Source organism: Sulfurospirillum sp. (genome assembly GCF_036802865.1).
Lineage (GTDB): Bacteria > Campylobacterota > Campylobacteria > Campylobacterales > Sulfurospirillaceae > Sulfurospirillum.
Window position 1 is genome coordinate 167,802 of the sequence record NZ_DAIRVK010000001.1, and the last position, 26,239, is coordinate 194,040.

Here is a 26,239-nt window from a genome sequence, read left to right on the forward strand (position 1 = left end):
GGGCATGGAACATATTTTATCACTTCTTGTATTTTTCCCAGCGATGGCTGGACTCTTAGGCTTTTTGGTCACAAAAGAGAGTATTAGAGCATATGGCATTAGTGTAACGGCTATTGAATTTTTTCTCTCCATTGTTTTATGGATTGGATTTGATGGCTCAAATGCAGGCTATCAGTTTGTCGAGTATTATCCTTTTATCCCAAGTTATGGGATGAGTTATTACCTTGGAGTGGACGGTATTTCACTTTTCTTGGTTATTTTATCAACATTTATAACGATGATTGCATTTATTGCTCTGAGCATTAAAAATGAGATTAAAAATTTGATTATCTCGGTTCTTTTCTTAGAAATGACAATGGTAGGCGTTTTCGTGATCTTAGATGTTGTTTGGTTTTATGCGTTCTGGGAGCTTTCTCTTGTCCCTATGCTTTATATTATTGGTGCATGGGGAAGTGCAAACCGTATGTATGCGTCTATCAAGTTTTTTCTTTATACGTTTGCAGGCTCTGTTCTAATGTTAGTAGGCATCTTGTATATGAGCTTTTTATACCATGAAGCAACAGGTATTTGGAGCTTTTCATTGCCGGATTGGTATCTATTACAAATTCCATTTCCAACACAGTTATGGCTTTTTGGAGCGTTCTTTTTAGCATTTGCCATTAAAGTTCCTATGTTTCCTTTTCATACATGGCTACCTTATGCCCATGGTCAAGCACCAACGATTGGTTCGATAATTCTAGCAGCCGTTCTTCTTAAAATGGGGAGCTATGGTTTTGTTCGTTTTTCATTGCCACTTTTTCCTGACGCTTCAGTTTATTTCCTTATTCCTGTGGCAACCATTTGTATTATCATGGTCATTTACGCAGCGATGATAGCGTATGCACAAGAAGATATGAAACAGGTCATTGCTTACAGTTCGATTTCTCATATGGGGATTGTTATCCTTGGAACTTTTGCTATGAATGCAGAAGGCATTACAGGCTCAATTTTCCTTATGCTGAGCCACGGTATTGTGAGCGGAGCACTGTTTATGTTAGTGGGTGTTATTTACGATAGGCGCCATACAAAACTGATGAGCGACTTTGGGGGACTGGCCTCTGTGATGCCAAATTTTGCAACGATTTATGGCATTATGCTTATGGCTTCCGTAGGACTTCCTTTAACCATAGGGTTTGTGGGTGAGTTTTTGTCACTTGCAGGCTTTTACCGCATCAGTTGGGTGATGACATTGTTTGCAGGAACCGGCATTATCTTAGGTGCTGTTTATATGCTTGTTTTATATAAAAAATCATTCTTTGGTCAAGTGGTTCATGAAGAAAACAAAACGCTTCAAGATCTCAATGCAAAAGAGCTTACAGCACTTATTCCACTTGTAGCGCTTGTAGCTATTTTGGGTGTTTATCCGAAACCAGTGCTTAGTGTCATTGATATGAGTGTCCAAAAAATGCTGGTTCTTATGGATCAAAAAGCTATTGAGCAGAGCACAAAAGACCTTATTATGAAAGCCAACACCATAGGAGGAACACACTAATGTTAGAGCCTATCTCAATTGATGTTTTAAGCCTCAATTTACCAGCCCTTCTTCCTATGGCAATATTAACGGTTGGTGCATTGGCAGTTATATGTGCTGACTTAGCAGTAAAAGGGTTAAATCGTAGTTTTTTAACAATGATTACTGTACTGTTTATTATTTTAGATTTTGGAGCGGTTCTTGGATACAATGGACCGACACGTGGATTTTTTGATGTGCTATTGGTTGATGGTATTTCAATTATTGCACAAGTCATTATATTGGTAGCATCTGCTTTCTTCTTGCCTTTATCACTGAGCCATCGTCATTTTAGAGAGTTCAGAATGGCAGAGTTCTATGCGCTCTTTATGTTTATGATCGTAGGTTTTCAGTTTATGGTCGTAAGCGATAATCTTATTTTGATCTTTATAGGGTTGGAAACATCAAGCCTCGCACTTTATACACTCATTGCTATGCATAATCGTGCTAAAGCGTTTGAAGCAGCCATTAAATACTTTACGATGGGTGCATTGGCCGCAGGTTTTTACGGGATGTCAGCGCTAATTTTTTATGCATTAACGGGTAGTGTAGAGATTCATCAAATTGAAAAAGTTTTGATGCAAAACCACTTTGAACCACTCATTGGTGTGCTTTCTGCAACAGTCTTTATGCTAGGAGCGCTTGGTTTCAAACTCTCCTTAGTACCATCGCATACATGGACACCGGATGTGTATGAAGGCAGTTCAGCTCCACTTGCAGGTTATATGTCTGTTGTTCCAAAAATCGCAGGTTTTGTGGTTGCAATGCGTCTGTTTGAGATGCTCGTTTTCTCAGGTGTTGTTTGGTTAGAACATATTTTATATATTGCAGTCGTTCTTACAATGACACTTGCTAACCTTACCGCATTGGTACAAGAAGATGTGAAGAGGATGTTAGCATTCAGTTCCATTTCGCATGCTGGATTTATGATGGCAGCAATTTTAATTGGTTCAACCCAAGCCAATACAGCACTCTTTTTATATTGGACGCTTTTTATGTTTACCAATTTAGGTGCTTTTACCATGCTCTGGATTGTAAGACATCGTGAAAATCTTTGGGATGAACGTTACCAACATCCGTATACAAAGTTTTCAGGACTTGTAAAAATTATGCCAACGACAGCTACGATTATGGGTATTTTTATGTTCGCGCTTGCAGGAATGCCTCCATTTTCTGTCTTTTGGGGTAAGCTTTATCTCATTAGTGCGGCAATTAACAGTGAGTTTATTTTCTTAGCAGTGATTATTGCGTTGAACAGTGCGATTGCCGTTTATTACTACATGAAATTGGTCATTTATATGTTTTTAAAAGAACCAGTTACCGCAGATGCTAGACTCTATGCAACCAACGCATCAACACCGCTCAAAGTTATTGTAGGTGTTGCCGCGATTATCACGATGTTTGCTATCGTATTTGTCGAACCTTTATTAACGATTATCACGAAGTACGTTACTGCCAGTGGTTTTTAAATAAGGGGTGAAAAACCCCTTATTTTGCTATAATGTAGGTATGAAATATTTTTTAATCTTCCTTTTAGCATCGGTACAACTTTCTGCGCTGGAGATTATTTTAAACAGCGGTAAAGAGAGCAAAGTAAACTATGCAATCTTACATGTCATTGACGCGAAGCCTTTTGGGTGTCAAACTATCCCTGATGCACTTGATAAAAAACATTATATTTGCAAAATCAGCCGCCCCATGAATAAACCAATAGAATCTAAAAAAATGAAGCTTGCGGAGCTTGATTTTTACGAAAAAGATGGTGAATTTTACGTTACGGTAGAACCTAAAGTCGATTCAAAGTTGATCCCTGTGGAAGAGAGTTTGTATTTAAACAGCGAAATTTTAACGAAACCACAAGAAAAACGTTACACACATTGGACAATTTTACTTCAAGAAAAACCTCTTTATGAAGAAAAAGATGTTCGTGATGGACTTGATTTTTCTGTGGAGTTTCCCAAATATCAAAAACCTTATATAGGGGCATTGGATCTTAATGGTGCACCTATTTCTTATGCACAGAGCAAAGATATTCCACTTTATTTAGACATCAAGCAAGAGTATGAAAGTGGCTATTATGACAGTGTTGTCAAAGATGTCAAACGTGTCTTAACGCTTTTCCCTAACTCTATTTTTCGCAGCGAATTAGATCTTTATCATATGCGTGCAATGGATAAAATCCTCACCACTAAAGGAGAAGATGGCGCAGAGAACATGGGATTTAATGATAGTGATATTATCAATGTTGGGAAAAGATGGACGAAAGAGTTTGCAAGCGATGAAAATATTCCTGAAGTTTTAATGATGATGACAAAAGCCTACATTAAAACAGGTTCTAAGTCTGATGCAAATTATTTCATTGATATTTTGGTAAATGAACATCCTGATAGCCTTTTTACTAAAAGAGCCATTTTATTGTATGCAGATAACCTCTTCCTAAAAAAAGAGAAAGATAAAGCCATGAAGCTTTACTTAGATGTTCTCTACAGCGCTCAAGATCTTGACATAGCCTCAGAAGCAGCAATTCGTTTGAGTGATCATCAAATGGATGCAGGTAAAATGAAAGAAGCCAAAGAGTATTTACTCAAAGTTCTCAATGTTAATGCGCAATTTCTTTTAAAAGACAAAGATGCAAGTTATAAATTAGCACGTCGGCTTTTTGAGCATAAACTCTATGATTTAGCGGCTAAAATTACTGATTTACTCCTCGAAAAGACACCTAAAAAAGGTGAAAATCGAGAGTTACTGCTCAAAGAGAGTGGTGATTGGCATGCAAAGGCCAATGAGGTAGAAGCAGCGCATGCACGTTATCAAGAGTATTTAGCTGATTATAAAAACAGTGGCGATTATGTGCAAGAAGTTACAGAGAGTTTGGATGAACTCTTTTTTAAATTGAACGAGAATAATGAGACAAAGCTTGCTAACTATTATGATAAATTGATAGAAAATTATAATAATGAAATTGGGCAAAAAGCATTGCTTGAGAAAGCAAAATTATTGCTTAAGCAACAACGTTTTGAAGAGGTTCTAGCCCTCCAAAATGAGCTTGGGAAAGTTCCTGATCGGTATGAAATTAAACCAGAAGAGCTTATTTATGGTGCAGCAAAATCACTAGCATTGCAAAAACTACAAAAAGACGAATGCCAAACAGTCGTAGGACTGATTGAAGAGTATAAGCTTCAAATCAATGAGTCAGAATACGAAGAAAAGCTTTATAAATGTTTTGTAAGGGTGTCACGTTTTGATCGAGCACAAGAGATTTCAAGTCCCCATCTTAAAGATATTTCTTTGCAGAGTCGTTATGCGTGGGCACAAAAAGAGGTACAAGTTCTCTATATGATGGGAAAATATAAAGAGGTCATTGGCTTTAAAGAAGATTTAAAAACGCTTTCATTTTCATTGAGAGAGAAGATTGGATTAGAGACAATTCGTGATCTTTTCTTTTCATTTATTAAACTCAAAAATAGTGAAGGAGCAACGTCACTTGCGGAGAGTATTAAAATTTTGTATCCTGATGAAGCAAGTAATTTAGACATTTATTATGAAATTGTTAAAATGGCTGGGGATACAAAAAATGATCTTTTACTTGTTACGTACGCCCAAGCATCAATCGAGATGCAAAAGAAGTTTAAATCCAGTGCATTGACACCTGTGGTTGAGTTTAGTTACATAGATGCACTAAAGCGTTTGGAAAGAGATGCGGAAGCATTAAAAATTGCAGAATCTTTGATGCCGATAAACTTAGGAAACAAAGATAAAATACGACTTTTCTATCAAGCTGGAGAACTTAGCTTGAAACTGAAAGAGAATGCAAAAGCCAAAGAGTATTTTACGCAATGCGTCGCTATCCAAGACAACAGTTCATGGAAAAATATTTGCCAACAAAATCTTGATTTATTGCTTTAAAAAAGTATCGATTTTATCTCGCAAAATGCATCCATAGAGTATCTTCCACCCATTCTTCCCAGTCCTGATTGTTTCATGCCTCCAAAGGGCGGATGTTTAGCTTTGGATGAGCTTGTATTAATTAAAACCCTTCCACTTCTTATCTGTTTTGCAAATTCAAGTGCTTTGGTCTCATTGTTTGAAAAAACATATGCTGACAGTCCAAAAATAGTATTGTTTGCCATGACAAGGGCTTCTTGTTCACTCTCATACGGTAAGACACATAGTACGGGTCCAAATATCTCTTCTTGAACAATTTTTAAAGTTTGATTATGACATATAAAAACGGTTGGCTTTACAAAATATCCTTTGTCAAATCCCTCAACCTTTCCGAGACCTCCGCACAAAAGTTTTGCACCATCGTCAATACCACTTTTGATGTAGGATTGCACGGTATTAAACTGTGTTAAATTGATCATTGGCCCAATCTGCGTTTCTTTATCTTTTGGATCACCTATTTTGAGTCTGTTGATATGTTCAATGAGTAAACGTTCTACTTCCGCAAGCTTTGATTGTGGAACTAAAAGTCTACTGCCCGCGTGACAAGCTTGACCACTATTGCTATAAGCACTGCTTAAAACATGAGGAATAACTTCTTGCAAATTGGCATCTTCTAACAGGATGGTTGGCGATTTGCCACCAAGTTCTAGTGTCATACGCTTGATTGTTTTTGCAGAGTTTTCAAAAATTATTTTTCCTGTTTTTGTACTTCCTATAAACGAGATTGCATTGACCAAAGGGTGTTTTGTTAAGACATTACCCACAACGTCACCTGTTCCATGCACGACATTGACAACTCCTTTTGGGACATTTGCTCTATGCAGGCACTCTAGAAAAGCTTCTGTTTCAAGAGCATTAAATTCGCTTGGTTTAATAACAAGTGTACAACCAAGTGCAATAGCAGGAGCAATATTGCTACACAGGTGAGCTAAGTTTGCATTCCAAGGAATGATAACGCCGATAACACCAACACCTTCTTTGATGGTTATAGAATCAGCGTCTTTTTTTACAAAATCATAATGTTTAAGTTCTTCTTTGATTGTTAAAAAGAGATTGATAGCGTTTTTAGTTCTTCTTTTTGTTGTCATAATCGTTGCACCAAATTCTAAAACAGCAAGATCAATTAAGATATCCTCTTGTTGTAGGAGCTCATCATGGATACGCTGTAAAATGTTCATTCTCTCATCGATTGATGTTTTTGAAAACGATTCAAACGCATGTGCAGCACATTCTATTGCTTCATTCATTTCAGGAGGGGTACTCAAATATATTTGAGCAATATTTTCTTCTGTTGTAGGATTTTTAAGCGTTAAACTCTCGGTAGAATTAATTTTTTTAAATTCTCCATTGATGTAATTTTGATTAATTGTTTTCATTTATACTACCTGTATGATTATGATTTAAAGTAAGTTTCAATGGCACAAAAAAGATGTGCAGTGTCATCTTTGATGTGCTGTGGAAATTGTGAAGCGTTAAAAGTGCGTTGACGCTTTGCAAGATGAAGTGTGTTGAAGGTAATACGTTCTTCAAGCCCTAGAATTTTGAATTTTCCATCAAAATAATCCAATACCTCTTTGATCCCAATAGCTTTCATACATTGCGGTGCTCTGCTATAGTGCTTTTCCAAATAAAATATTTCATCAATAAGTCCAGATTCTATCATTATTTTTGAGCGCAGAGCAATTTTCTGAGCTAATGTCTCTTTGGGTATATCGATTTCAAACAAAACAACATCTTTAATAATAGGTTCTTGCTTGGCGTGTATGAGGTAGGTTGAAGGTACCTCATTTGTCGTTAAAAAAATCTCCAGCCATTTTTCAATTCTGTAACGATCGGTAGAAGCAATTTTGCGTGCAAAGGTATTATCATGCTCTTTAACTAAAGCATACGAAGCTTCCAAATCAAGCAGTTGCTGGTCAATTTGTTCTTTTATCGGTGAGGATATTTCAGGTTTGAAACTAAGACCTTCCATCATTGCTTTAAGATAAAAACCTGTCCCACCCACAATAATAAGGTTTTTTTCATCACGTAAAGATGCCTCATTGGCTTCTTTATAAAGATCAAAAAACATGGTGACATCAAAGTGCTCACTTGGAAGAAGGACATCCATTCCAAAATGGTGTACGCTTTGTCGTTCTATTGGGGTTGGTTTGGCAGAAGCAATATCAATCTCTTTGTAGATACTCAGTGAATCAAGTGATAAAATATGGGCGTTATACTTTAGAGCAAGTTCTATGGAAAGAGCTGTTTTGCCTGAAGCGGTTGGTCCTAAAATAGCGATTGTTTTCAATGAGTTTCTCTTACATGAAGTCTGTGCACAACGTGTACTTTTAAGTTTTTTAGCGGTGCTGTACGTGCAATTATAACACTTTTAAAGGGTTTTGTTGTAAAATCAAGCTATCTTAAACGTAAAGGTTAGTATTGCAACAACTCTGGCTAAAACTCAAAGATATTAGCGATTTAATCGTCTTTAAACACTCTGTTTTCGCACTTCCATTTATTTTTGTAGCAATGATCGTCTCTTCCAAAGCAATCAATGGCACAATGTGGTTTGGATTTAAACTTTTAATTTTAGGACTCTTAGCAGCAGTGAGTGCTCGCAACTTTGCGATGGCATTCAATCGTTACGCAGATCGTGACATTGATAAATACAATCCAAGAACGGCTAATCGCCCAAGTGTGGATGGCAGAATTGGCACAACCAATATGCAACTCTTTATTGTCCTTAATGCACTTGTTTTCATAGGTGTAGCCTATATGATTAATGATCTTGCATTTTATCTCAGTGTGCCTATTTTAGTTATATTAGGTGGGTATTCGCTCTTTAAACGTTTCTCTCCGTATGCACACTTAGTGCTGGGTGTTTCTTTAGGGCTTGCACCTATTGCAGGTGTTGTAGCGATACAAGAGTTTATACCTTTGTGGTCGATATTACTCTCGGTTGGTGTTATGTATTGGGTTGCAGGGTTTGATTTGCTCTATTCATTGCAAGATATGGAGTATGATAAAGCCAATGGGCTTTTCTCGATACCTTCACGTTTTGGTCAAGATGCAACGTTTTTCATTTCACGTCTTTTTCATGCTCAAACCGTACTTTTTTGGTTACTCTTTGTCATCAGTGCTGAACTGGGTTTCTTTGCCTATGTTGGCGTTGTTATATCTGCAGTAGTACTCTTTTTTGAACACCGAATCGTCCTTAAAGATTTTTCCAAAATTGATCGTGCTTTCTTTACGCTCAATGGCTACTTGGGTGTTATTTTTTTCGCACTTATTTTCTTAGATAGGATTTGAGAATGGAAGATATTCGCTTTGTAGCGGCATTTTTAAAGATGGTGTATGAACCCAGTAGCTTAGAAAATACACGTTTTATTCAAGAATATTATGCACTTATGCAACTTAATGATGATCCTTTGGGCTTATGGCTTAAGTCTTCTAAAGTGCGTAAAGAAACTCAAGAAAGCGACCAAGTCCTTTTAACACTTTTGATTGAACTTCACCGAAAAATAGATAAACTAACACATCTCGTAACCAGTGATGAGCCTTTATATATTCCTCTTGCATTGAATACGAATATCAAAGCGATTGGACATGGGTACATAGAATGTGAGGGTGATGTGTTGAGTGTAAAAGAGAGTTATTATGCACGCATAGATATGCCAACATTTCCTAAGCGCCAAATGCCAATTTTCTTTGAAGCTCTGAGCCCAAGTGTTGGAAAAATCGTGATGATGCATGAGGATGATGAAAAAGATTGGAGTACTTACATGGTTGCATGTGAACGTGCAATGATACGTCAAATGAAAGGGAGTCAAAGTGAGTATTGAAACACTGGCGTTTATTGCGTTAGCTGCTCTTGTGATTATCATCTTTTTGATGGTTTATATTCGTGATGGTGAAGTAAATAAAAAATTACTCATTTATGAAAAAAGTATTGAAGAACTCAACTACCAAAATCATGTTCTTAATAAAACATTGAATGAGTTATCTTCTGCTACCAAAGAGCCTGCATTGGATACTAACGCACTGGAAAAGAAAATACTCGGAAGTGTAAAAGAAGAGATTCATCAAAGTGTGTTACCCCTTCTTGGATCGCTTAAAGATGTTGAAAAAATCATGCAAAACTTTAGGGATGAACAAAGTGCACGTATTGACCGTATTGAGAGTCGTGCCAAAGAGATGAGTTTTTCTTCCTCTTCGCCTTCAACGTCCAACGAAAAGGTAATCATTTCTCACTATGCTAAAGGTAAAAGTGAGGCAGAAATTGCGAAAGATTTACGCATAGGTATTGGTGAAGTTGATCTTGTGTTAAAACTGGCTAATTTAAAATAGACTTCTTTAAGACGATGGGTTTACATGTAAACCCATCCTATTCTTACTTTCTTTTAGCGCGACATTCTGAAGCAGACTCTTGGATCATTGCATCCATTAAACTAAAGAGTGTTGTACTAGCATTTTCCATCTTTTTAAAATTATTAATAAAGTATGAAATGGTCTCGGTTGTGTAACCATGTTGTAGCTCTTGCATATTTTCACTCACACATTGATGGACCACTTTATGCGGTTCACCAAGTAATATATATGATTTTGTTTTACCAAATCGTTCTTGTGTTGTTGGATCTTGATACCATTTACCAAGTCTGCAATTCTCATGATCTGTAAATTTTGTATCTCTTTTTTCGTTCAGAACAGCAGAATAAGCATTTGTTTTATGGACAATATGATCTATTTTAGCGAGAATAGTGAAAATTTTATTTTCAAGTTTGTAAGAGATGTCTGCTGTATCGTTAGCATCTTTGTTAAAGGCACGAAGCGCATCTTCAAAGTGAATAACATTTTTACCACTTGTGTTGGCAATAACACTAATGCGATCAGAATTGGAGTGAATTCCATTGGTCTCTTGTTGTAATGTTTGAATCGTCATAGCAATTTCTTGAGTTGCTTTTTGAGTACGCTCAGCCAATTTTCGTACTTCATCCGCAACAACCGCAAATCCACGACCATGCTCACCTGCCCGTGCCGCTTCAATAGCCGCATTAAGGGCTAAAAGATTGGTTTGATCTGCGATATCCTTGATAAGATTGACCACGGAAGAGATTTCAGAAGTTCGTTCACTTAGAGATGTAATAGCTTCATTGGTGCTAGTTAAAAGTTCTAATAGCTCTTGAATACCTGAAGAGAGTGCAATAACTGTATCCAAACTTTCATTGGATTTTTCAGCTGTTAAGTTCGAAACATCGGTAATTTGTAGCATCTCTGTTATGCTGTTAGAGAGGTCTTGCTGAATGCTCAGTACACCATTGTTTCCATTGCCAAGATCTGAAAATGCGGATGAAAGCAAACCTCTTGCTTTGCCTTTTTGTCCTTCAGAAATACCTTGAACACCTTCTGAAAGGTAGCGTGCATTAATAGCAAATAGACCACGGAACCCTTCATTGAAAATATTGCGGTAAGTTTTTCCTTGGCTCGCTGATTCGATAGATGTTTTCGTTTCTCTCATCAAAGCTTCCATCTGATCCAAAAGATCATTGATGGCATATGCCACTTCACCCATAGGTTGTTTTACATCGACATTGACAATTCGCGGTTCTAAGTTACCTTTAGCAGCTTCTTTGACAACATTGAGTACTTTTTCATATGTTATTGTATCGCACTGCATGGTTTTACGGCTTCCAAAAAAAGAGCCAACGGCAACACCAAAGAGTATGCCTGAAGTTGCAAAGCTTTTTGTGTAACCTGTAAAATATGACCCTAAAGCCAAGAATAGAAAAAGGGTAAAAAGAGCTATTTTATAATCGTTGCAATGTGTTAGAAAGTTCTTCATAACTCACTCCTTTTTCATTGAGTAGATTGGTAAGATAGGCTTGTGAGGCTTCCATCCCACCATTTTTTTCGAGTTCTAACAATTTGGCATAAAGTGGTTGGATAATCTCTAACGCTTTAGGATTAGCTTTGCGTCTTACGGAATAATAGCCAATGATTTTTCCAGATTGATCTGTTGAAGCAGTTACATTTGCATAAACCCAGTAATAGCCACCGTCAAAGCTCATATTCTTAACATACGCAAAAATTTCTTCTTTATTTTTAACATGATCCCATAAGAGTTTGAAAACAATACGTGGCATATCAGGATGTCTAATAATGTTATGTGGTTTACCAAGAATTTCTTGTTCACTGGCCCCTACGATCTTGATGAAAGGTTCATTGCAGTATGTTATTTTACCTTGCGTATCAGTTTTAGAAACTAAAAATGCATCGGCATTTACACTGTGTTCCTTGTTATTAGGGATAGGCTGTTGCATTCCTAATACTCCTTATAAAGAAAAATGTCACATATTTTAGCTCAATCCTTTTTAGAGAAAGCTTGAAAGTTCTGATAACCGCTTTCAATCAATCTATATTGTTTATATTTATGTATAATGGTCTTCGCATTAAAGCAACAAGGAACAATAATGTTAGTGGATGGATTTGGAAGAAACGTCACTTATCTAAGGGTTTCAGTGACCGAACGATGTAATTTTAGGTGTCAGTATTGTATGCCTGAAAAGCCTTTTTCATGGGTACCAAAAGAGAATTTACTCAATTTTGAAGAACTTTTTTTATTTGTCAAAGTTGCCATTGATGAAGGAATCACAAAGATTCGTATTACTGGTGGAGAACCTCTTTTAAGAACCGATTTAGATAAATTTATTTCTATGATAAATAATCATAAAAGTGGTTTGGACTTAGCGCTGACGACCAATGGATTTTTACTGAAAGATGCGGCACAAAAACTTAAAAATGCAGGACTCCAACGCGTTAATATCTCTCTTGATAGTTTAAAGCCTGATGTTGCAGGTAAAATGGCGCAAAAAGATGTTTTAGCCAAAGTACAAGCGGGTATTGAAGAAGCACTCAAAGTAGGGCTTAAAGTTAAAATAAATATGGTTCCGATCAAAGGGATCAATGCGGATGAAGTGCTGGATGTTCTTGAATATGCTAAAGCGCGTGGTATGTCTATCCGCTTTATTGAATACATGGAAAATACCCATGCCAAAGAGCAACTCAAAGGGCTGAGTGGTCAAGAAGTCCAAAAGATAATCGCTGAAAAATACCATTTTAAAGCTATAGGTCGTGTAGGTCCAAGTCCTGCACAATTGTTTGAATTTGATGATGGCTATATCTTTGGTATTATTGATCCACATAAACACGATTTTTGTGAAGATTGTAACCGCATTCGTCTTACGGCAGAGGGTATGCTCATTCCTTGCCTCTATTTTGATGAGGCGATGAGCATTAAAGATGCTGTTAATAAAGGCGATGTCAAAGCAGCAGCCGATATTTTAAAAGAGGTATTGCGCAATAAACCTGAAAAAAATAAGTGGAGCGATGATGATCAAAATGAAACTTCTTCACGCGCTTTTTATGAAACAGGTGGGTGAGTAAAGTAGAAGAAGGGAATAAGTTCCCCTTCTTCAATCATTTCTTTGTCTTCAACCAGCGTGTAGCCATTGCATTGACTCAAAATATTGAGCCTTCCCGCCTCATAATATGGGGCATTCACAAAATTTCTCCCATCACTGTATCCTGGTATTGCACTCATACAATTATCTTTACAGGTAATTTGTTTTTGATTAACACATGTAATAAAATCAGGAATAATACAGAGCTGATGTTGTAATTGTCTCAACAGTGGAACACCTAGCATCTCAAATCCTAACATACACCCAAGTGGCAGTCCTGGAAGATGTAAAATAGGCTTATTCTCAACTAAAGTGAGTGAACTCGGTTTTGCGGGTGCAATACGGACTTGATGAAAAAGTGGCATTAACATTTTAGTTTCTAATAAATGGCGCATAGTATCATGACGACTGAGTGCACCTGTTGTTATGACACAATCTGCTTTTTGGATTAAAAGCTTCAATGTTGTTAAAATCTTCGTCTCATCTTCTTCGCAAATGACAATTTCACCTACTTTCCCACCAAGTTCAATAACTCTCGCGGCTAAGCTCATAGCATTGGAGTTGTGAATTTCGCCGGAGGCAAGCTGTGTGCCAATACTTAAGATACTAATGGTTGGTTTTTGAAATGCTTTAACGCGTATGATACCTTGAGAAGAGAGAGCGGTAATTTTTTGTGCACTAATACGTTCACATTTTTTGAGCAATAGCTCATCTTTTGCGATGTCCTCCCCCTCTTTTTTAATGTGCTGTGCTTGTGTTACCTGTAAAGGAATTTTGATACGGTCTTCTTTGTCAATAAGAATATCTTCTTCGGCGATGATTGTATCGGCACCTTGTGGAATACTCTCACCTGTTGATAGTCTAACGCCGTAACCTAAGGGAATAGTTTCGGGATAGGGTTGATTAAGGAGAGTATAAACAGTTGTCGTGGCATCAAAGGCAATTCCATAACCCTCTTTAAGGCTCATGGGATGTTTAGGGAGTGCAAATTTGGCATAAACATTACTACTTGCGATGCGATTGACCGCTTTTAAAAGAGGTAATGACTGTTTTACATGTAAAGGTTGAATCTCCGTCCGAATAATATGAAGAGCTTCTTGATATGAAATAGGCATGGTTTAACCTTATGATTTATGGGTACTATTATACTAAAATGGATACAATCTGAGATTATTTTTGTGAAGGATTTTTTACCATGGAAGAGCTAATACGCTTAGCGAGTCAATTGCACTTAGTCTTTATTATTCTTTTGGTCGTACTCATCGGACTTAATCTTTATCTGCTCAAAAGTGACAAAACATTTCTCAAACTCTCAAAAAGACTTGAACTTATCGCTCCACAGTACTATATTGTACTTTCCGCTATCTTTTTTACGGGTATTATTGTTATGGCGGTACGTCAATTTACTTTCTCTTTTTCGGTTTGGCTGATGATTATTGTTTGGGTGTTAATCGTTGCTTTTGGTATTAGAGGGCATAAAATGTATAAAAAAATAGAGCGAACCGAAGAGTCTCAAAGTGCTTATAAACGCTACGCAATTAAAAAATATAGCTTAGACTTTTTAGCACTTATTGCCACAAGTGCACTTTTTTATACGGTACATTAGAATGCAGTTTGTTTATCATTCCTGTGCAGGTAATCCAACACTCAATGTTGACACCAGAGAGTATGAGCATATTTTTAAAGTACGTCGCATCAGTGTTGGAGAGAGGCTTCATTGGCGAAATCTCGACGATGTGTTTATGTATGAGTATGAAATTATGCAGATTGGTAAAAAAGAGGCAGAATTAGCGTTGATTTCCAAAAAAGAACTACCATTTCTCCCTTCAAATATTTTACATGTAGGCTGGAGTATTATCGATTCTAAGATCATTGAAAAAACTCTTCCATTGCTTAATGAACTTGGTGTTTCAAAAATTAGTTTTTTTTATGCCGAATTTTCACAAAAAAGTCATAAGCTTGATCTTGAACGTATGAAACGAATTTTGATTAACTCATCCCAACAATGTGGGCGAAGTTCGCTCATGCAAATTGAAATTCTACCAAGTCTTCAACATTATTTAGAATGTTATTCCAATAGTTATGTTTTGGATTTTTCAGAAGTAAAATTGCGTGAGTGTGATGAGGTAGCATCTATTTTAATTGGACCAGAGGGTGGATTTAGTCAGAAAGAGAGAGTGTTGCTTCAAAAGCAGTCCATTGTGGGGCTAAAATGTAACACCATTCTACGAAGTGAAACGGCTGTTGTTGCTGTAGCTTCTAAAATATTGGCATGACTTGAAATAATGAATCTTTTGTGCTATAATTTGCACCCTTTGGCAAGACGTGCCAAATAATAGATTTTATTTTTATGAATAATTAAGGAAAAACATTATGAAAAAAGATATTCATCCTGAATATGTACCGTGCGTTGTAACTTGTGCATGTGGAAATAGTTTTGAGACTATGTCTAACAAAGCAGAGTTAAGAATCGATATTTGCAGTTCATGCCATCCATTCTTCACGGGCAGTGAGAAGATTGTTGATGCTGCTGGTCGTGTTGAGAAATTTAAGAAAAAATATAGCTTAAATTAGTTCTTAAAACCATTGATCTATTTTATTCCTACCCCTATAGGAAACTTAGATGACATCTCAGTTAGAAGCCTAAAACTTCTAGCTGAGTGTAAAACACTTTTCTGCGAAGACACACGAATCACCAAAAGACTTCTTTCCCTTCTTTCTCAACGACACAATTTAGAATTTCAAATTAAAAACTTTATCTCCATGCATTCGCATAATGAAAATGCGGTTCTTTCTTCTATTGATAAAAAAGTTTTTGAGGAAACCGTGGGCTATTTAAGTGATGCAGGTATGCCAGGGATTAGTGATCCAGGAAGTGCATTGGTGCGTTTTTGCCAAGAAAATACATTACCTTATGAAATTCTTCCAGGAGCAAATGCAGCATTGCTTGCGTATGTCACCAGTGGTATAGAAACCCATCAGTTTTTATTCTATGGCTTTTTATCGCATAAAGGAATGGAACGTCAAAATGAACTTTTTGAAGCATTAAATTCTCCGTATGCGGTTATTCTTTATGAATCTCCTCATCGCATTGAAAAACTTCTTGAAGAGTTGACTCAGTTTGCTCCAGAACGTAAAATATTTGCAATCAAAGAGGCAACCAAGCTGTATGAAAAACGCTTTTTAGGAACTTCTTTAGAGATTTTACAAGCTTCTAAAACTGCTAATCTCAAAGGTGAATGGGTTGTCGTTATTACTCCTGAGATACAACACGGTGGTGAAGCAATTACTAAAGAAGATTTGATAGCACTTGATCTTCCTCCTAAACAAAAAGCAAAACTTCTCTCTAAACTTACAGGTGAAAGCATTAAAGAGTGGTACATTAAACTTCAAAATTAATACCTCTATTTGGTTACACAATTCTCATAGTTTAGCTAATAATGTACTAAAAAAAACATTCTTGATAAAAACTCGTATTATTTTAAGCCAGTTTGGATAAAATATTTTTTATGATAATCTATGGAAAACAACTCTTTTTACATTTGTTAAATCACTATCCTTCAAGGATTGAGACGGTATTCTTACCCAAAAAATGTGAGCCTAAACTCTTCTCGCAAATTGCGCGTGTAACGCAAAAAATTTGTACGATTGATGAGCGAAAAGCACAGGCCATGAGTCATGGAGGAAACCATCAAGGTTTTCTTGCCGAGATTAAGGATCTTGAACTGACTCCGTTTAATGAAATCAAACATGGCTCTTTTTTGGTAATATTGGATGAAGTAACCGATGTAGGAAATATTGGGGCTATTGTACGAAGTGCCTATGCTTTTGGAGCAGATGGTTTAATATTAAGTGGCATGAAAACATGTAATCTTGAAGCGATTTTACGCACGAGTAGTGCTGCAGCATTTGAATTGCCAATTGCATTATGTCCCTCAACCCGTGATATGCTCAATGAACTTAAACAAATCGGATTTACACTCTATGGGGCCGATATGGGTGGCGTTGATGTTAAAGACATTACTTTTGCTCCCAAACGTGCTTTGATTATGGGAAGTGAAGGGAAGGGATTGTCTCCTAAGGTAAAAGAGCGATTGGATGCAATTGTATCCATTAAAATGGCAAGAGCATTTGACTCTTTAAACGTGAGTGCTGCAGCTGCAGTTCTTTGTGATAGGATTGCCAATGGATAATGATATTAAGGTATTGGAAAAGATTGGTTTGCAAGAGGTTTGTAAAAGAACCCATATCGAAGTAAAACAACTAGAGTACATGATCAATAATCAGTATGATAAGCTCAACAAAATCAACACATTAGGTTTTGTTAAAATTTTATCCAGAGAGTATAAGCTTGATCTTACGAATTGGCTTGAGGGCTTTTATGACTATTGGGCTGAGATTCAAGCTGAAGAGCATCCAACAAAAGAGAAAATATTTATCCGGGCTAAAAGTGATCGTCCTTATAAAAAGGGTGCGTGGATTTTCTTGCTCATTGTTTTAATAGCAGGAGTTTTTGGTGTTTTTTCTATTTTTAAAATCGAGATTAATTTTGATATTATGAGTTTTTTAGATAAAGCTAAAAGTGAAACAACTCAGATCAGTGCTTTTCAAAGTGCTCCCGTTGTACAAGAAACTGCAACTTCTTTGGGTGTTAAAGTAGAAGAACGCGTGATTGAAACCAATAGCAGTAACAGTACTGTGCAGGCTGTTGTTGTAAGTATCGATGAAAACTTGACACGTAAAACAGAAACAAATGACAGTAATGCGACAAGCATACCTCTTCCTATGCTTCCAGAATCAAATACAGTACTTGTAAATACTGTCCCTAAAAATAATGCAATTATTGCACCAACCAGACGTATTTGGATAGGATTTATTAACCTAGAAACCTATAACCGTAAAGAGAGTTCCAGCGATCAAAATATCACGATTGACTTAAGTAAACGTCAAATTATCAAAACAGGTAATGGCTTCTTTAAACTCTCTTACGATGGTAGTATTGAGGATTTTACAGAGCAAGGCTCAACACGTTTTTTGGTGGAAAATGGTACGATCAAGAAAATTTCCGAAGAAAAATTTATAGAGCTTAATCGAGGCAAAAATTGGTGAAAAAGTTACTTCTTATACTAACCCTTTCGCTCTCTTTGTTTGGAGCACAAACACTTCAAGAGAAGATCCGAAGTTTTGTAGGACCAAGTAAATACGAAACACAAAAAAATCTGATTCAAGTTCTTTTTGCACAAAGTAACACGTTTATGAAGCCAAGTGGAGAAGTAGATAGCGTTAAAGTAATCTCTGTACTCAAAAAGAATGGATTATTGCAATTACTTTATACTCAGCCAGTACAGTTAAGATTAGCATTTCGTACGCAGCATGACCCACTTATTTTTTTAAAAATTGTTAATGAATCTTTAGAAGCAATGGGATATAACTATTTCTTAACCAATAACGCATTACGTGATAGTGCAGGCTTTGTTTGGGAGATTTATCTTCAGACAGAGCATATTGTTGATCCTGAAGCCTTTTCCAATGCCCTTGAGGCTAGAGGATGCACGATAACAAACATTGTAAAAAATGATGACCATTACTGGTTTTATGATATTAACTCTGATAACGCGTATTTAGGTGCAAAAAAAGTAGAAAGTGGTGTCACGACACCATTGGGGAAACCTTTAAAACCTTATTGGATTGATGTGAAAAATTTGAAAGAAATTACTGTAACGGTTCATTCTGGTGATAGATGGTTCCCGGATGTTGTCTTCTTTGATGCAAATTTACATCTGCTAAGCGATGTTAAATCGGAAGAGTCGACAAGAACGCTGAAGCTAAAGGTTCCTAATAATGCCGCTTATCTCAAAATTGGCGATGCTTTTATGCTTGAGAATATAAAGCATGGATTATCTTTACATGCAAAAGAATAAATGAGGAAAAGATTATGTTTGATGAAATTAGATTTAATACAATTGATAGATTGCCAGGGTATGTTTTTGCAGAAATTAATGAAATAAAGTTAGCAGCACGCCATGCAGGCGATGATATTATTGATTTTTCAATGGGTAACCCTGATGGCAGAACGCCTCAACATATTATTGATAAACTCGTAGAGTCTGCACAAAAAGACGGTACCCATGGCTATTCGGTTAGTAAAGGTATTTATAAACTTCGTCTTGCTATTTGTAATTGGTATGCACGTAAATACGGTGTTACACTTGACCCAAACACAGAAGCTGTTGCAACGCTTGGTAGTAAAGAGGGTTTTGTACATTTAGCACAAGCTATTATGAATCCAGGTGATGTGGCAGTTGTTCCAGATCCTGCATATCCAATTCATGCGTATGCATTTATGATTGCAGGGGGAAATGTTCATAAATTTGGTTTAGATTACAATGAGAAATATGAGCTCGATAAAGAGAAATTTTTTATTAAACTCAAAAAAGTATTTAAAGAATCAGCTCCAAAACCAAAATTTGTGGTCGTTAACTTCCCACACAATCCAACCTGTGTTACAACCGATATTGCTTTTTACGAAGAGTTGGTTGCTTATGCTAAAGAAGAGCGCTTTTATATTATCAGTGATATTGCATATGCTGATCTTTCTTTTGATGGCTATGAGACACCTTCCATTTTTCAAGTAGAAGGCGCTAAAGATGTTGCTGTTGAGTGTTATACACTCTCTAAGAGTTACAATATGGCTGGATGGCGCGTAGGTTTTGTTGTGGGTAATAAAAAGCTTGTTGGTGCATTACAAAAAATTAAATCTTGGTTTGATTATGGTATGTTTACTCCTATTCAAGTTGCTTCTACCATTGCACTAGATGGTCCACAAGAGTGTGTGGATGAAATCAGAGAAAAATACCGTAAACGTCGTGATGTATTGGTTGAGAGCTTTAATAATGCTGGTTGGCCAATGGAAAAACCTCAATCAACAATGTTTGTTTGGGCAAAAATTCCAAAAGTTGCAGAACATTTAGGAAGTATGGAGTTTGCAAAGCAGCTCTTAAAAGAAGCAAAAATTGCAGTAAGCCCTGGTATAGGTTTTGGTGAAAGTGGCGAAGGATATGTCAGAATTGCTCTCATCGAAAACGAAAACAGAATTCGTCAAGCTGCACGTAATATCAAGAAGTATTTGAAGAGTTTAGAAGGTTAAAGAATGATCAAAGTTGGAATTATTGGTGTAGGAACTGTCGGTAGCCATGTTGTTAAAATTTTACAAGAGAACGAAGATATTATTACAGCACGTAGTGGCAAAAAAATTATTCCTATTATCGGAGTGGTCAAAGATACTACAAAAAAAAGAGATGTTAACATCCCTTTAAGCAGTGATATCAATGATATTTTAGAAAATCCGGAAATTGATGTTGTTGTGGAATTAATGGGTGGCGTGGATGAAGCATATAAAATTGTCACTCGAGCTCTTAAAAATAAAAAAGCCGTTGTGACAGCCAATAAAGCACTTTTAGCATACCATCGTTATGAATTACGTGATCTTGCAGGTTCTACGCCTATTGGTTATGAAGCCAGTGTAGCGGGAGGAATCCCTATCATTAAAGCACTTCGGGAAGGACTTAGTGCCAATCATATTGATGCGATTAAAGGGATTATGAATGGCACATGTAATTTTATTTTAACCAAAATGATGAATGAAAAAGCAGAGTTTGCTGATGTGCTTAAAGAGGCTCAAGCGTTGGGGTATGCGGAAGCTGATCCTACCTTTGATGTCGGTGGGTTTGATGCAGCACACAAATTACTCATTTTAGCGAGTATTGCTTATGGTATTGATGTAAAGCCTGAAGAGATTCTCATTGAAGGCATTGAGCATATCAATAGTGAAGATATTTACTTTGCAAAAGAGTTTGGTTATAACATTAAACTTCTTACGATTGCTAAAAAAAGCGGTGATGAAGTTGAACTTCGTGTGCATCCAGCTCTTGTGCCAATCAAGCAAATGATTGCTAAGGTCGATGGTGTGATGAATGGTATTAGCGTTATAGGAGATCGTGTGGGTGAGACCATGTATTATGGACCAGGAGCAGGTGGGAGTGCAACAGCAAGTGCTGTTGTTTCAGACCTTATCGACATTGCTCGTCATACGCAAAATTCACCAATGCTTGGCTTTATCAAACCTCTTGAAAAAAGTGGTTTGACATTGATGAATAGAGATAATATTTGTACACAATATTATATACGTGTTACGGTTGCCGATAAAATTGGTGTTTTATCCAAAATCTCAGAAATTTTGGGCAAACATTCTATTTCTATCAGTAGCTTTTTACAAAAACAAGATGCAAAACGTGAAGAGAGTGCGGTACTTCTTTTTTCAACCCATACATGTAAAGAGAGTAATATTCAAAAAGCACTACACGAGCTTAGTGAATTAGAATTCGTTGAACTTAAACCTGCAATGATACGTATCGAAGCCTAAATGAGTTTAAAAATAGGAATAGAGGCTGAAGAAAAAGCCTCTTCCTATCTTGTAAAAGAGGGCTATCGACTTCTTGCTCGTAATTTTCATTCTAAATTTGGTGAGATAGACATTATTGCTCTAAAAGACAATGTTCTCCATTTTTACGAAGTCAAATTTTCAAAAAATTATGACCCCATTACACGAATTACTCCTTCAAAAATGATCAAAATTATTAAAACGGTTAACTATTACTTAATGATCCATCCTAGCACATATGATTATCAAATTGATGCTATTTTAGTGACGCCAGAAAATATAGAAATAATAAAAAATATTAGTTACTAAAAAAATAACTTTATGTGCTATGGTAATTTTAAAGTTAGAGTGAGTATAATTGACTATCTATAAAATAACGTTTTAGGGGAAAAAAATGGGAAAATATTTAGAGTTGAACGCATCAAATTTTGATAGTACAGTAGCTGAAGGCGTTGCATTAGTAGACTTTTGGGCACCATGGTGTGGACCTTGTCGTATGATCGCTCCTGTAATTGAAGAATTAGCAGGTGATTTCGATGGTAAAGCAAAAATTTGCAAAGTTAATACCGATGAAGAGCAAGATGTTGCAATCAAGTATGGCATTAGATCAATTCCAACAATCCTTTTCTTCAAAAATGGTGAGTTAGTGGACCAAATGATTGGTGCATCATCAAAACAAGTTTTAGCTGACAAAGTTAATTCACTTCTTTAATCAAAATTTCGTAAGGAAGTCGTTAGACTTCCTCGACTACAGTAACCTCTTTCGAGCTATGAACATGACTTGTGTAGCAGAGCATGTCATTTACTCAGTCTAAAAAAGATAAGGAAAAATCATGTTAGATCTAGCAATTATTGGTGGTGGTCCAGCAGGTTTAAGTGCAGGATTGTATGCAACACGAGGTGGGTTAAAAAACGTTGTTATGTTTGAGAAGGGACTTCCCGGTGGACAGATCACCAGCAGTAGTGAAATAGAAAATTATCCAGGAACTGCGGAGATATTGAGTGGGTTAGATTTTATGGCACCTTGGTCAGAACAATGTATGCGCTTTGGTCTAAAACATGCTATGGAAGAGGTAACACGTATCTCTAAAAATACAGATGGTACATTTCAAATTGCTTTAGCTGGGGGTAAAAGTGAACAAGCAAAAAGCGTTGTTGTTTGTACAGGGAGTACTCCTAAAAAAGCTAATTTTGAAGGTGAAGCTGAATTTTTTGGAAAAGGCGTTAGTACATGTGCCACATGTGATGGCTTTTTCTATAAAAACAAAGAAGTTGTAGCTTTAGGTGGTGGCGATACTGCCTTAGAAGAAGCACTTTACCTTTCACATATCTGTTCAAAAGTTTATCTTGTACACAGACGTGATACTTTTAGAGCAAGTCCAAGTACTATTGAAAAAGTAAAAAATAATCCAAAAATTGAGCTTATTTTGAATGCGACAGTCAAAAAAGCATACGGTGACAAAATGGGTTTAAATGGCATTGTTGTTGTCGATTCATCCGGTAACGAAAGAGACATTGCTGTTCCTGGCGTTTTTGTATTTGTTGGAATGAATGTTAATAATGCAATTTTAAAACAAGAAGACGGAAGCTTTTTATGTGAGACTGATGAGAGTGGAAATGTTGTTGTTGATCTCAATATGAAAACATCTGTCAAAGGTCTCTTTGCAGCAGGTGATTTGAGAATTAAAGCTTCGAAACAAGTTGTTTGTGCAGCAGGTGATGGCGCAACTGCTGGGATTCAAGCGTTAGAATATGTGAACCATTAAGAAGAAGGAAAATTTAGAATGATACACGTTGGAATTCACGGCTCTACTGGTAGAGTAGGTAGACTACTTATTGATAATCTTGCGAAAGATAAAGAGGCAAAGCCTTACGTATTGCATGCAATTGAAGATTTTGGATTTACTCCTCCTAAAGATGCTGTGGTTACCGATGATGTATGTACTCTTTTACAAAAAAGTGATGTTGTGATTGATTTCACAATTTCTATGGGAACTGAAGCGTTATTAGAAAATGCACTCAAACATCCAACACCTTTAGTTATTGGCACCACTGGTTTGAATGAGCATCAACAAAATCTTTTAAAAGAAGCTGCAAATAATATGCCAATTTTATACTCTACGAATATGTCCTTAGGCGTAGCAGTATTGAACCGTTTGGTTGAGCTTGCTTCTAAGAGTTTGAGTGATTTTGACATTGAAATCGTTGAACAACATCATCGTTTTAAAAAAGATGCTCCAAGTGGTACAGCGTTAACACTTGGTGAGCACGCAGCACGTGGTCGTGGTCTTAATTTAGATGATGTACGCATAAGTGGACGTAATGGACTCATTGGAGAGCGAACGAAAGATGAAATTGCTATTATGGCACTTCGCGGTGGTGATATCGTAGGACGTCATACCGTAGGATTTTATAATGATGGCGAATTTATTGAGATGAACCATACTGCAACCAGTCGTGATACCTTTGCAAAAGGCGCTATTAAAGCCGCAAAGTGGATCATTAATCAACCTAATGGTCTTTATACGATTAGTGACTGTTTAGGTCTTTAAAAAAAGGTGATATGAACTTATGTGTGCAATTGTTGGTGTATTTGATGTAAAACATGCTTCTAAAATAGCCTATTATGCTCTGTTTGCGATGCAACATCGTGGTCAAGAAGCTACAGGTATTAGTGCCAGTGATGGCAAAAAAATTCGAACACTTAAAGATAATGGTTTAGTAACCGAAGTTTTTAATGAAGAAAAACTCGCTTTTTTACATGGCGATATGGCAATTGGTCATAACCGCTATTCCACGGCAGGTAGTGATTCTGTAAGAGATGCTCAACCTGTTGCCGCAAGTTATAAATTGGGTGATATTTCAGTTGTACATAATGGAAATTTGATTAATAAACATGAAGTTAGAAGTAAATTGGTTGAGCAAGGTGCGATATTTCAGTCTTCAATGGACACTGAAAATATTATTCATTTAATCGCACGTTCCCAACAAGGAAAACTCAAAGATCGTATCATTGAAGCACTTAATGTCATCAAAGGCGCTTATTGTCTTTTAATTCAAAGCAGGTCTAAAATGTTCGCAGTGCGTGATCGCTATGGTGTACGTCCTTTATCGATTGGTAAAATGAAAGAGGGTGGTTATATCGTTGCAAGTGAAACCTGTGCACTTGATCTTGTCGATGCTGAATTTGTAAGAGACGTAAGACCTGGAGAGATGGTTATATTTCAACATGGTAAAGAAGAATTTGAAAGTATTCAACTTTTTGAGCCTGATCCACACATCTGTGCCTTTGAATTTATCTATTTTGCACGTCCTGATAGTGTCATTGAAGGAAAAAATGTTTATTCAGTGCGCAAAAAAATGGGTATGAAACTCGCAGAGTTGGCTCCTGTAGAAGCAGATTTTGTTATACCAGTACCTGATAGTGGTGTAAGTGCAGCTCTTGGTTATGCCCAAGCGAGCGGGATTCCCTTTGAAATGGCTATTGTGAGAAATCATTACGTTGGAAGAACGTTTATTGAGCCTACACAAGCGGTACGTGACCTTAAAGTAAAACTCAAACTTTCACCTATTCATAAGATACTCGATGGCAAAAAAATCGTTGTGATTGATGATAGTATTGTAAGAGGAACTACTTCACGTCAGATCGTCAAATTACTTAAACGTGCAGGTGCTGCTGAAGTACATATGCGTATAGCAGCTCCTACGATTGAGCACCCTTGTTTGTATGGTATTGATACACCAAGCTATAAAGAGCTTATCAGTGCCAATAAAAACGTTGAAGAAGTCAGAGAGTATATTGAAGCAGATTCACTTGCCTTTTTAAGTATTGAAGCACTAAAAGAGAGTATTGGCAATGATATGAAGTATTCACTGGTCAGTTTTGATGGAAACTATTTTATTAAATAATGCGCGAGATTTTAACCGCGGGGCGGTACTTTAAGAGGAAATTTGGGGAAAAAGTCTATAAAATCCCCATTTCTATTTCTGGATTTACATGCCCAAACATTGATGGAACCGTAGCTCGTGGTGGTTGTGTTTTTTGTGAAAATGAGTCTTTTAGTCCCAATTTAGAGCACAATCAACCAAAGCGATTTTTTTTAAATCCCACTTCTGAAAATCCTTATTTAGAATTTCAACTTATTCAATTGGAAGCACAGTATAAAAAAACAAAAAAAGTACTTTCAAAAAAATTTGGTGCACAAAAATTTATTGTCTATTTTCAATCATTTACCAATACTTATGCACCTCTTGATACATTGAAAGCGCTCTATACAAAAGCTTTGAGTTTTGAAGGCGTTGTAGGACTTAGCATAGGAACACGTACGGATAGTATTACAGAAGAAGTACTTGCTTATTTGGCAGAACTCTCCAAAGAACATGAAATATGGGTGGAGTATGGTGTTCAATCATCTTCAGATGAAACACTAAAACGCATAAACCGTGGACATGATAGTGCCAATATTGAAAAATATATTGCTTTAACGCATCAATATGGGCTTAAAATGTGTGCGCATGTTATATTTGGATTACCAGGAGAAACGCCTGAAATGGCACTGGAAAGTGTTAAATTTGCACTAAGACTGGGTGTGCACTCTTTCAAATTCCATCCACTCTATGTTGTAAAGCGAACAGCACTAGCCAATGATTTTAATAAAGGAACTTTTACACCAATAACAGAAGAGTGCTATATTCAAACATTAATCAAAGCAATTAAACTTTTGCCAGATAATGTAATGTTACAGCGTGTCAGTGCCGGGATCGAAGATGATTCATTACTTTCACCTTTATGGTGCTATACGAAGCATCAACAGATATATAATATTCGTGGGGCGCTTAAAAAAGAAGGAATAATTTATTAAAAAT

At 36.5% G+C, this 26,239-nt stretch carries 27 protein-coding genes; 22 read left to right on the forward strand and 5 right to left on the reverse strand.

All coding sequences use genetic code 11. The features are described 5' to 3' along the window. Window positions 1-4 precede the first annotated feature (4 nt). The 3 genes from V7Q04_RS00880 to V7Q04_RS00890 are packed head-to-tail and all read left to right on the forward strand — an operon-like array spanning window position 5 to window position 5,455. The gene (locus V7Q04_RS00880) at window positions 5-1,531 is read left to right on the forward strand and encodes an NADH-quinone oxidoreductase subunit M (protein WP_333803037.1); all 1,527 of its coding nucleotides are present in this window, start codon (window positions 5-7) and stop codon (window positions 1,529-1,531) included. Beyond that, the gene (gene nuoN, locus V7Q04_RS00885; protein WP_333803038.1) at window positions 1,531-3,018 is read left to right on the forward strand and encodes an NADH-quinone oxidoreductase subunit NuoN; all 1,488 of its coding nucleotides are present in this window, start codon (window positions 1,531-1,533) and stop codon (window positions 3,016-3,018) included. Before V7Q04_RS00880 ends, nuoN begins: the two co-directional genes overlap by 1 nt. Before the next feature lie 40 nt (window positions 3,019-3,058). Further along, a complete protein-coding gene (locus V7Q04_RS00890) occupies window positions 3,059-5,455 on the forward strand; it encodes a tetratricopeptide repeat protein (RefSeq protein WP_333803039.1) in 2,397 nt (798 codons plus the stop codon). On the opposite strand, the gene V7Q04_RS00895 is transcribed toward V7Q04_RS00890, so the two are convergent. Further along, window positions 5,452-6,870 (reverse strand): aldehyde dehydrogenase family protein, encoded by a 1,419-nt coding sequence (locus V7Q04_RS00895; RefSeq protein WP_333803040.1) that lies wholly within the window; start codon window positions 6,868-6,870, stop codon window positions 5,452-5,454. The two genes, V7Q04_RS00890 and V7Q04_RS00895, sit on opposite strands and share 4 nt — an antisense overlap. Before the next feature lie 17 nt (window positions 6,871-6,887). After that, a complete protein-coding gene (gene miaA / locus V7Q04_RS00900) occupies window positions 6,888-7,784 on the reverse strand; it encodes a tRNA (adenosine(37)-N6)-dimethylallyltransferase MiaA (protein ID WP_333803041.1) in 897 nt (298 codons plus the stop codon). A 131-nt stretch (window positions 7,785-7,915) separates the two neighbouring features. On the opposite strand from miaA, the gene mqnP reads away from it, so the two are divergent. From mqnP to V7Q04_RS00915, 3 genes are read left to right on the forward strand one after another with little or no spacing between them, the layout of a single operon-like run. After that, window positions 7,916-8,785, forward strand: coding sequence for a menaquinone biosynthesis prenyltransferase MqnP (mqnP, locus tag V7Q04_RS00905; RefSeq protein ID WP_333803042.1), 870 nt, complete (start codon window positions 7,916-7,918; stop codon window positions 8,783-8,785). Between the two features lie 2 nt (window positions 8,786-8,787). After that, on the forward strand, window positions 8,788-9,318 hold the full coding sequence (locus V7Q04_RS00910) for a hypothetical protein (RefSeq protein WP_333803043.1): 531 nt from the start codon (window positions 8,788-8,790) through the stop codon (window positions 9,316-9,318). Then, complete coding sequence (locus V7Q04_RS00915; RefSeq protein ID WP_333803044.1) at window positions 9,308-9,823, forward strand: DUF6115 domain-containing protein; 516 nt, start codon at window positions 9,308-9,310, stop codon at window positions 9,821-9,823. The genes V7Q04_RS00910 and V7Q04_RS00915 overlap by 11 nt, the downstream gene beginning before the upstream one ends. A gap of 43 nt (window positions 9,824-9,866) precedes the next feature. Here V7Q04_RS00915 and V7Q04_RS00925 read toward each other — a convergent pair whose 3' ends face one another. Together V7Q04_RS00925 and V7Q04_RS00930 are read right to left on the reverse strand one after the other, a co-directional pair. After that, the gene (locus tag V7Q04_RS00925) at window positions 9,867-11,315 is read right to left on the reverse strand and encodes a methyl-accepting chemotaxis protein (RefSeq protein ID WP_443070027.1); all 1,449 of its coding nucleotides are present in this window, start codon (window positions 11,313-11,315) and stop codon (window positions 9,867-9,869) included. Continuing rightward, window positions 11,281-11,793: a PAS domain-containing protein gene (locus V7Q04_RS00930; protein WP_333803045.1), complete on the reverse strand. Its 513-nt coding sequence runs from the start codon at window positions 11,791-11,793 to the stop codon at window positions 11,281-11,283. Before V7Q04_RS00930 ends, V7Q04_RS00925 begins: the two co-directional genes overlap by 35 nt. A gap of 150 nt (window positions 11,794-11,943) precedes the next feature. On the opposite strand from V7Q04_RS00930, the gene moaA reads away from it, so the two are divergent. Then, the gene (gene moaA / locus V7Q04_RS00935; protein ID WP_333803046.1) at window positions 11,944-12,912 is read left to right on the forward strand and encodes a GTP 3',8-cyclase MoaA; all 969 of its coding nucleotides are present in this window, start codon (window positions 11,944-11,946) and stop codon (window positions 12,910-12,912) included. Here moaA and V7Q04_RS00940 read toward each other — a convergent pair. Continuing rightward, window positions 12,894-14,048 carry a molybdopterin molybdotransferase MoeA gene (locus V7Q04_RS00940; protein ID WP_333803047.1) on the reverse strand — a complete coding sequence of 385 codons (1,155 nt, stop codon included), beginning with the start codon at window positions 14,046-14,048 and terminating at the stop codon, window positions 12,894-12,896. The genes moaA and V7Q04_RS00940 overlap by 19 nt on opposite strands. A gap of 80 nt (window positions 14,049-14,128) precedes the next feature. Here V7Q04_RS00940 and V7Q04_RS00945 point away from each other — a divergent pair, with 80 nt between their 5' ends. The 15 genes from V7Q04_RS00945 (at window position 14,129) to V7Q04_RS01015 (ending at window position 26,235) form a co-directional block, all read left to right on the forward strand. Further along, on the forward strand, window positions 14,129-14,539 hold the full coding sequence (locus V7Q04_RS00945; protein ID WP_333803048.1) for a hypothetical protein: 411 nt from the start codon (window positions 14,129-14,131) through the stop codon (window positions 14,537-14,539). Window position 14,540: 1 nt separating this feature from the next. Next, entirely contained in the window at window positions 14,541-15,209 is a 669-nt protein-coding gene (locus V7Q04_RS00950) for a 16S rRNA (uracil(1498)-N(3))-methyltransferase (protein WP_333803049.1), read from the forward strand. Window positions 15,210-15,306: 97 nt separating this feature from the next. Beyond that, window positions 15,307-15,507, forward strand: coding sequence for a 50S ribosomal protein L31 (gene rpmE, locus V7Q04_RS00955; protein ID WP_041956074.1), 201 nt, complete (start codon window positions 15,307-15,309; stop codon window positions 15,505-15,507). Between the two features lie 12 nt (window positions 15,508-15,519). After that, window positions 15,520-16,332 carry a 16S rRNA (cytidine(1402)-2'-O)-methyltransferase gene (gene rsmI, locus V7Q04_RS00960; protein ID WP_333803050.1) on the forward strand — a complete coding sequence of 271 codons (813 nt, stop codon included), beginning with the start codon at window positions 15,520-15,522 and terminating at the stop codon, window positions 16,330-16,332. Window positions 16,333-16,442: 110 nt separating this feature from the next. Further along, entirely contained in the window at window positions 16,443-17,126 is a 684-nt protein-coding gene (gene rlmB / locus V7Q04_RS00965; protein ID WP_333803051.1) for a 23S rRNA (guanosine(2251)-2'-O)-methyltransferase RlmB, read from the forward strand. Continuing rightward, window positions 17,119-18,042, forward strand: coding sequence for a hypothetical protein (locus V7Q04_RS00970; protein ID WP_333803052.1), 924 nt, complete (start codon window positions 17,119-17,121; stop codon window positions 18,040-18,042). Before rlmB ends, V7Q04_RS00970 begins: the two co-directional genes overlap by 8 nt. After that, window positions 18,039-18,854, forward strand: coding sequence for a hypothetical protein (locus V7Q04_RS00975; protein ID WP_333803053.1), 816 nt, complete (start codon window positions 18,039-18,041; stop codon window positions 18,852-18,854). Before V7Q04_RS00970 ends, V7Q04_RS00975 begins: the two co-directional genes overlap by 4 nt. 14 nt (window positions 18,855-18,868) lie before the next feature. Further along, window positions 18,869-20,080, forward strand: coding sequence for an LL-diaminopimelate aminotransferase (locus V7Q04_RS00980; protein WP_333803054.1), 1,212 nt, complete (start codon window positions 18,869-18,871; stop codon window positions 20,078-20,080). 3 nt (window positions 20,081-20,083) lie between these two features. Then, the gene (locus tag V7Q04_RS00985) at window positions 20,084-21,355 is read left to right on the forward strand and encodes a homoserine dehydrogenase (protein WP_333803055.1); all 1,272 of its coding nucleotides are present in this window, start codon (window positions 20,084-20,086) and stop codon (window positions 21,353-21,355) included. Continuing rightward, a complete protein-coding gene (locus tag V7Q04_RS00990) occupies window positions 21,356-21,682 on the forward strand; it encodes a YraN family protein (protein WP_333803056.1) in 327 nt (108 codons plus the stop codon). It begins immediately after the preceding gene. An 85-nt stretch (window positions 21,683-21,767) separates the two neighbouring features. Further along, complete coding sequence (gene trxA / locus V7Q04_RS00995; protein ID WP_333803057.1) at window positions 21,768-22,085, forward strand: thioredoxin; 318 nt, start codon at window positions 21,768-21,770, stop codon at window positions 22,083-22,085. A gap of 121 nt (window positions 22,086-22,206) precedes the next feature. Beyond that, window positions 22,207-23,139 carry a thioredoxin-disulfide reductase gene (trxB, locus tag V7Q04_RS01000; RefSeq protein ID WP_333803058.1) on the forward strand — a complete coding sequence of 311 codons (933 nt, stop codon included), beginning with the start codon at window positions 22,207-22,209 and terminating at the stop codon, window positions 23,137-23,139. Between the two features lie 18 nt (window positions 23,140-23,157). Beyond that, window positions 23,158-23,925 (forward strand): 4-hydroxy-tetrahydrodipicolinate reductase, encoded by a 768-nt coding sequence (gene dapB, locus V7Q04_RS01005; protein ID WP_333803059.1) that lies wholly within the window; start codon window positions 23,158-23,160, stop codon window positions 23,923-23,925. 19 nt (window positions 23,926-23,944) lie between these two features. Continuing rightward, a complete protein-coding gene (gene purF / locus V7Q04_RS01010) occupies window positions 23,945-25,282 on the forward strand; it encodes an amidophosphoribosyltransferase (RefSeq protein WP_333803060.1) in 1,338 nt (445 codons plus the stop codon). After that, window positions 25,282-26,235 carry a TIGR01212 family radical SAM protein gene (locus V7Q04_RS01015; RefSeq protein ID WP_333803061.1) on the forward strand — a complete coding sequence of 318 codons (954 nt, stop codon included), beginning with the start codon at window positions 25,282-25,284 and terminating at the stop codon, window positions 26,233-26,235. Before purF ends, V7Q04_RS01015 begins: the two co-directional genes overlap by 1 nt. Window positions 26,236-26,239 lie beyond the last annotated feature (4 nt).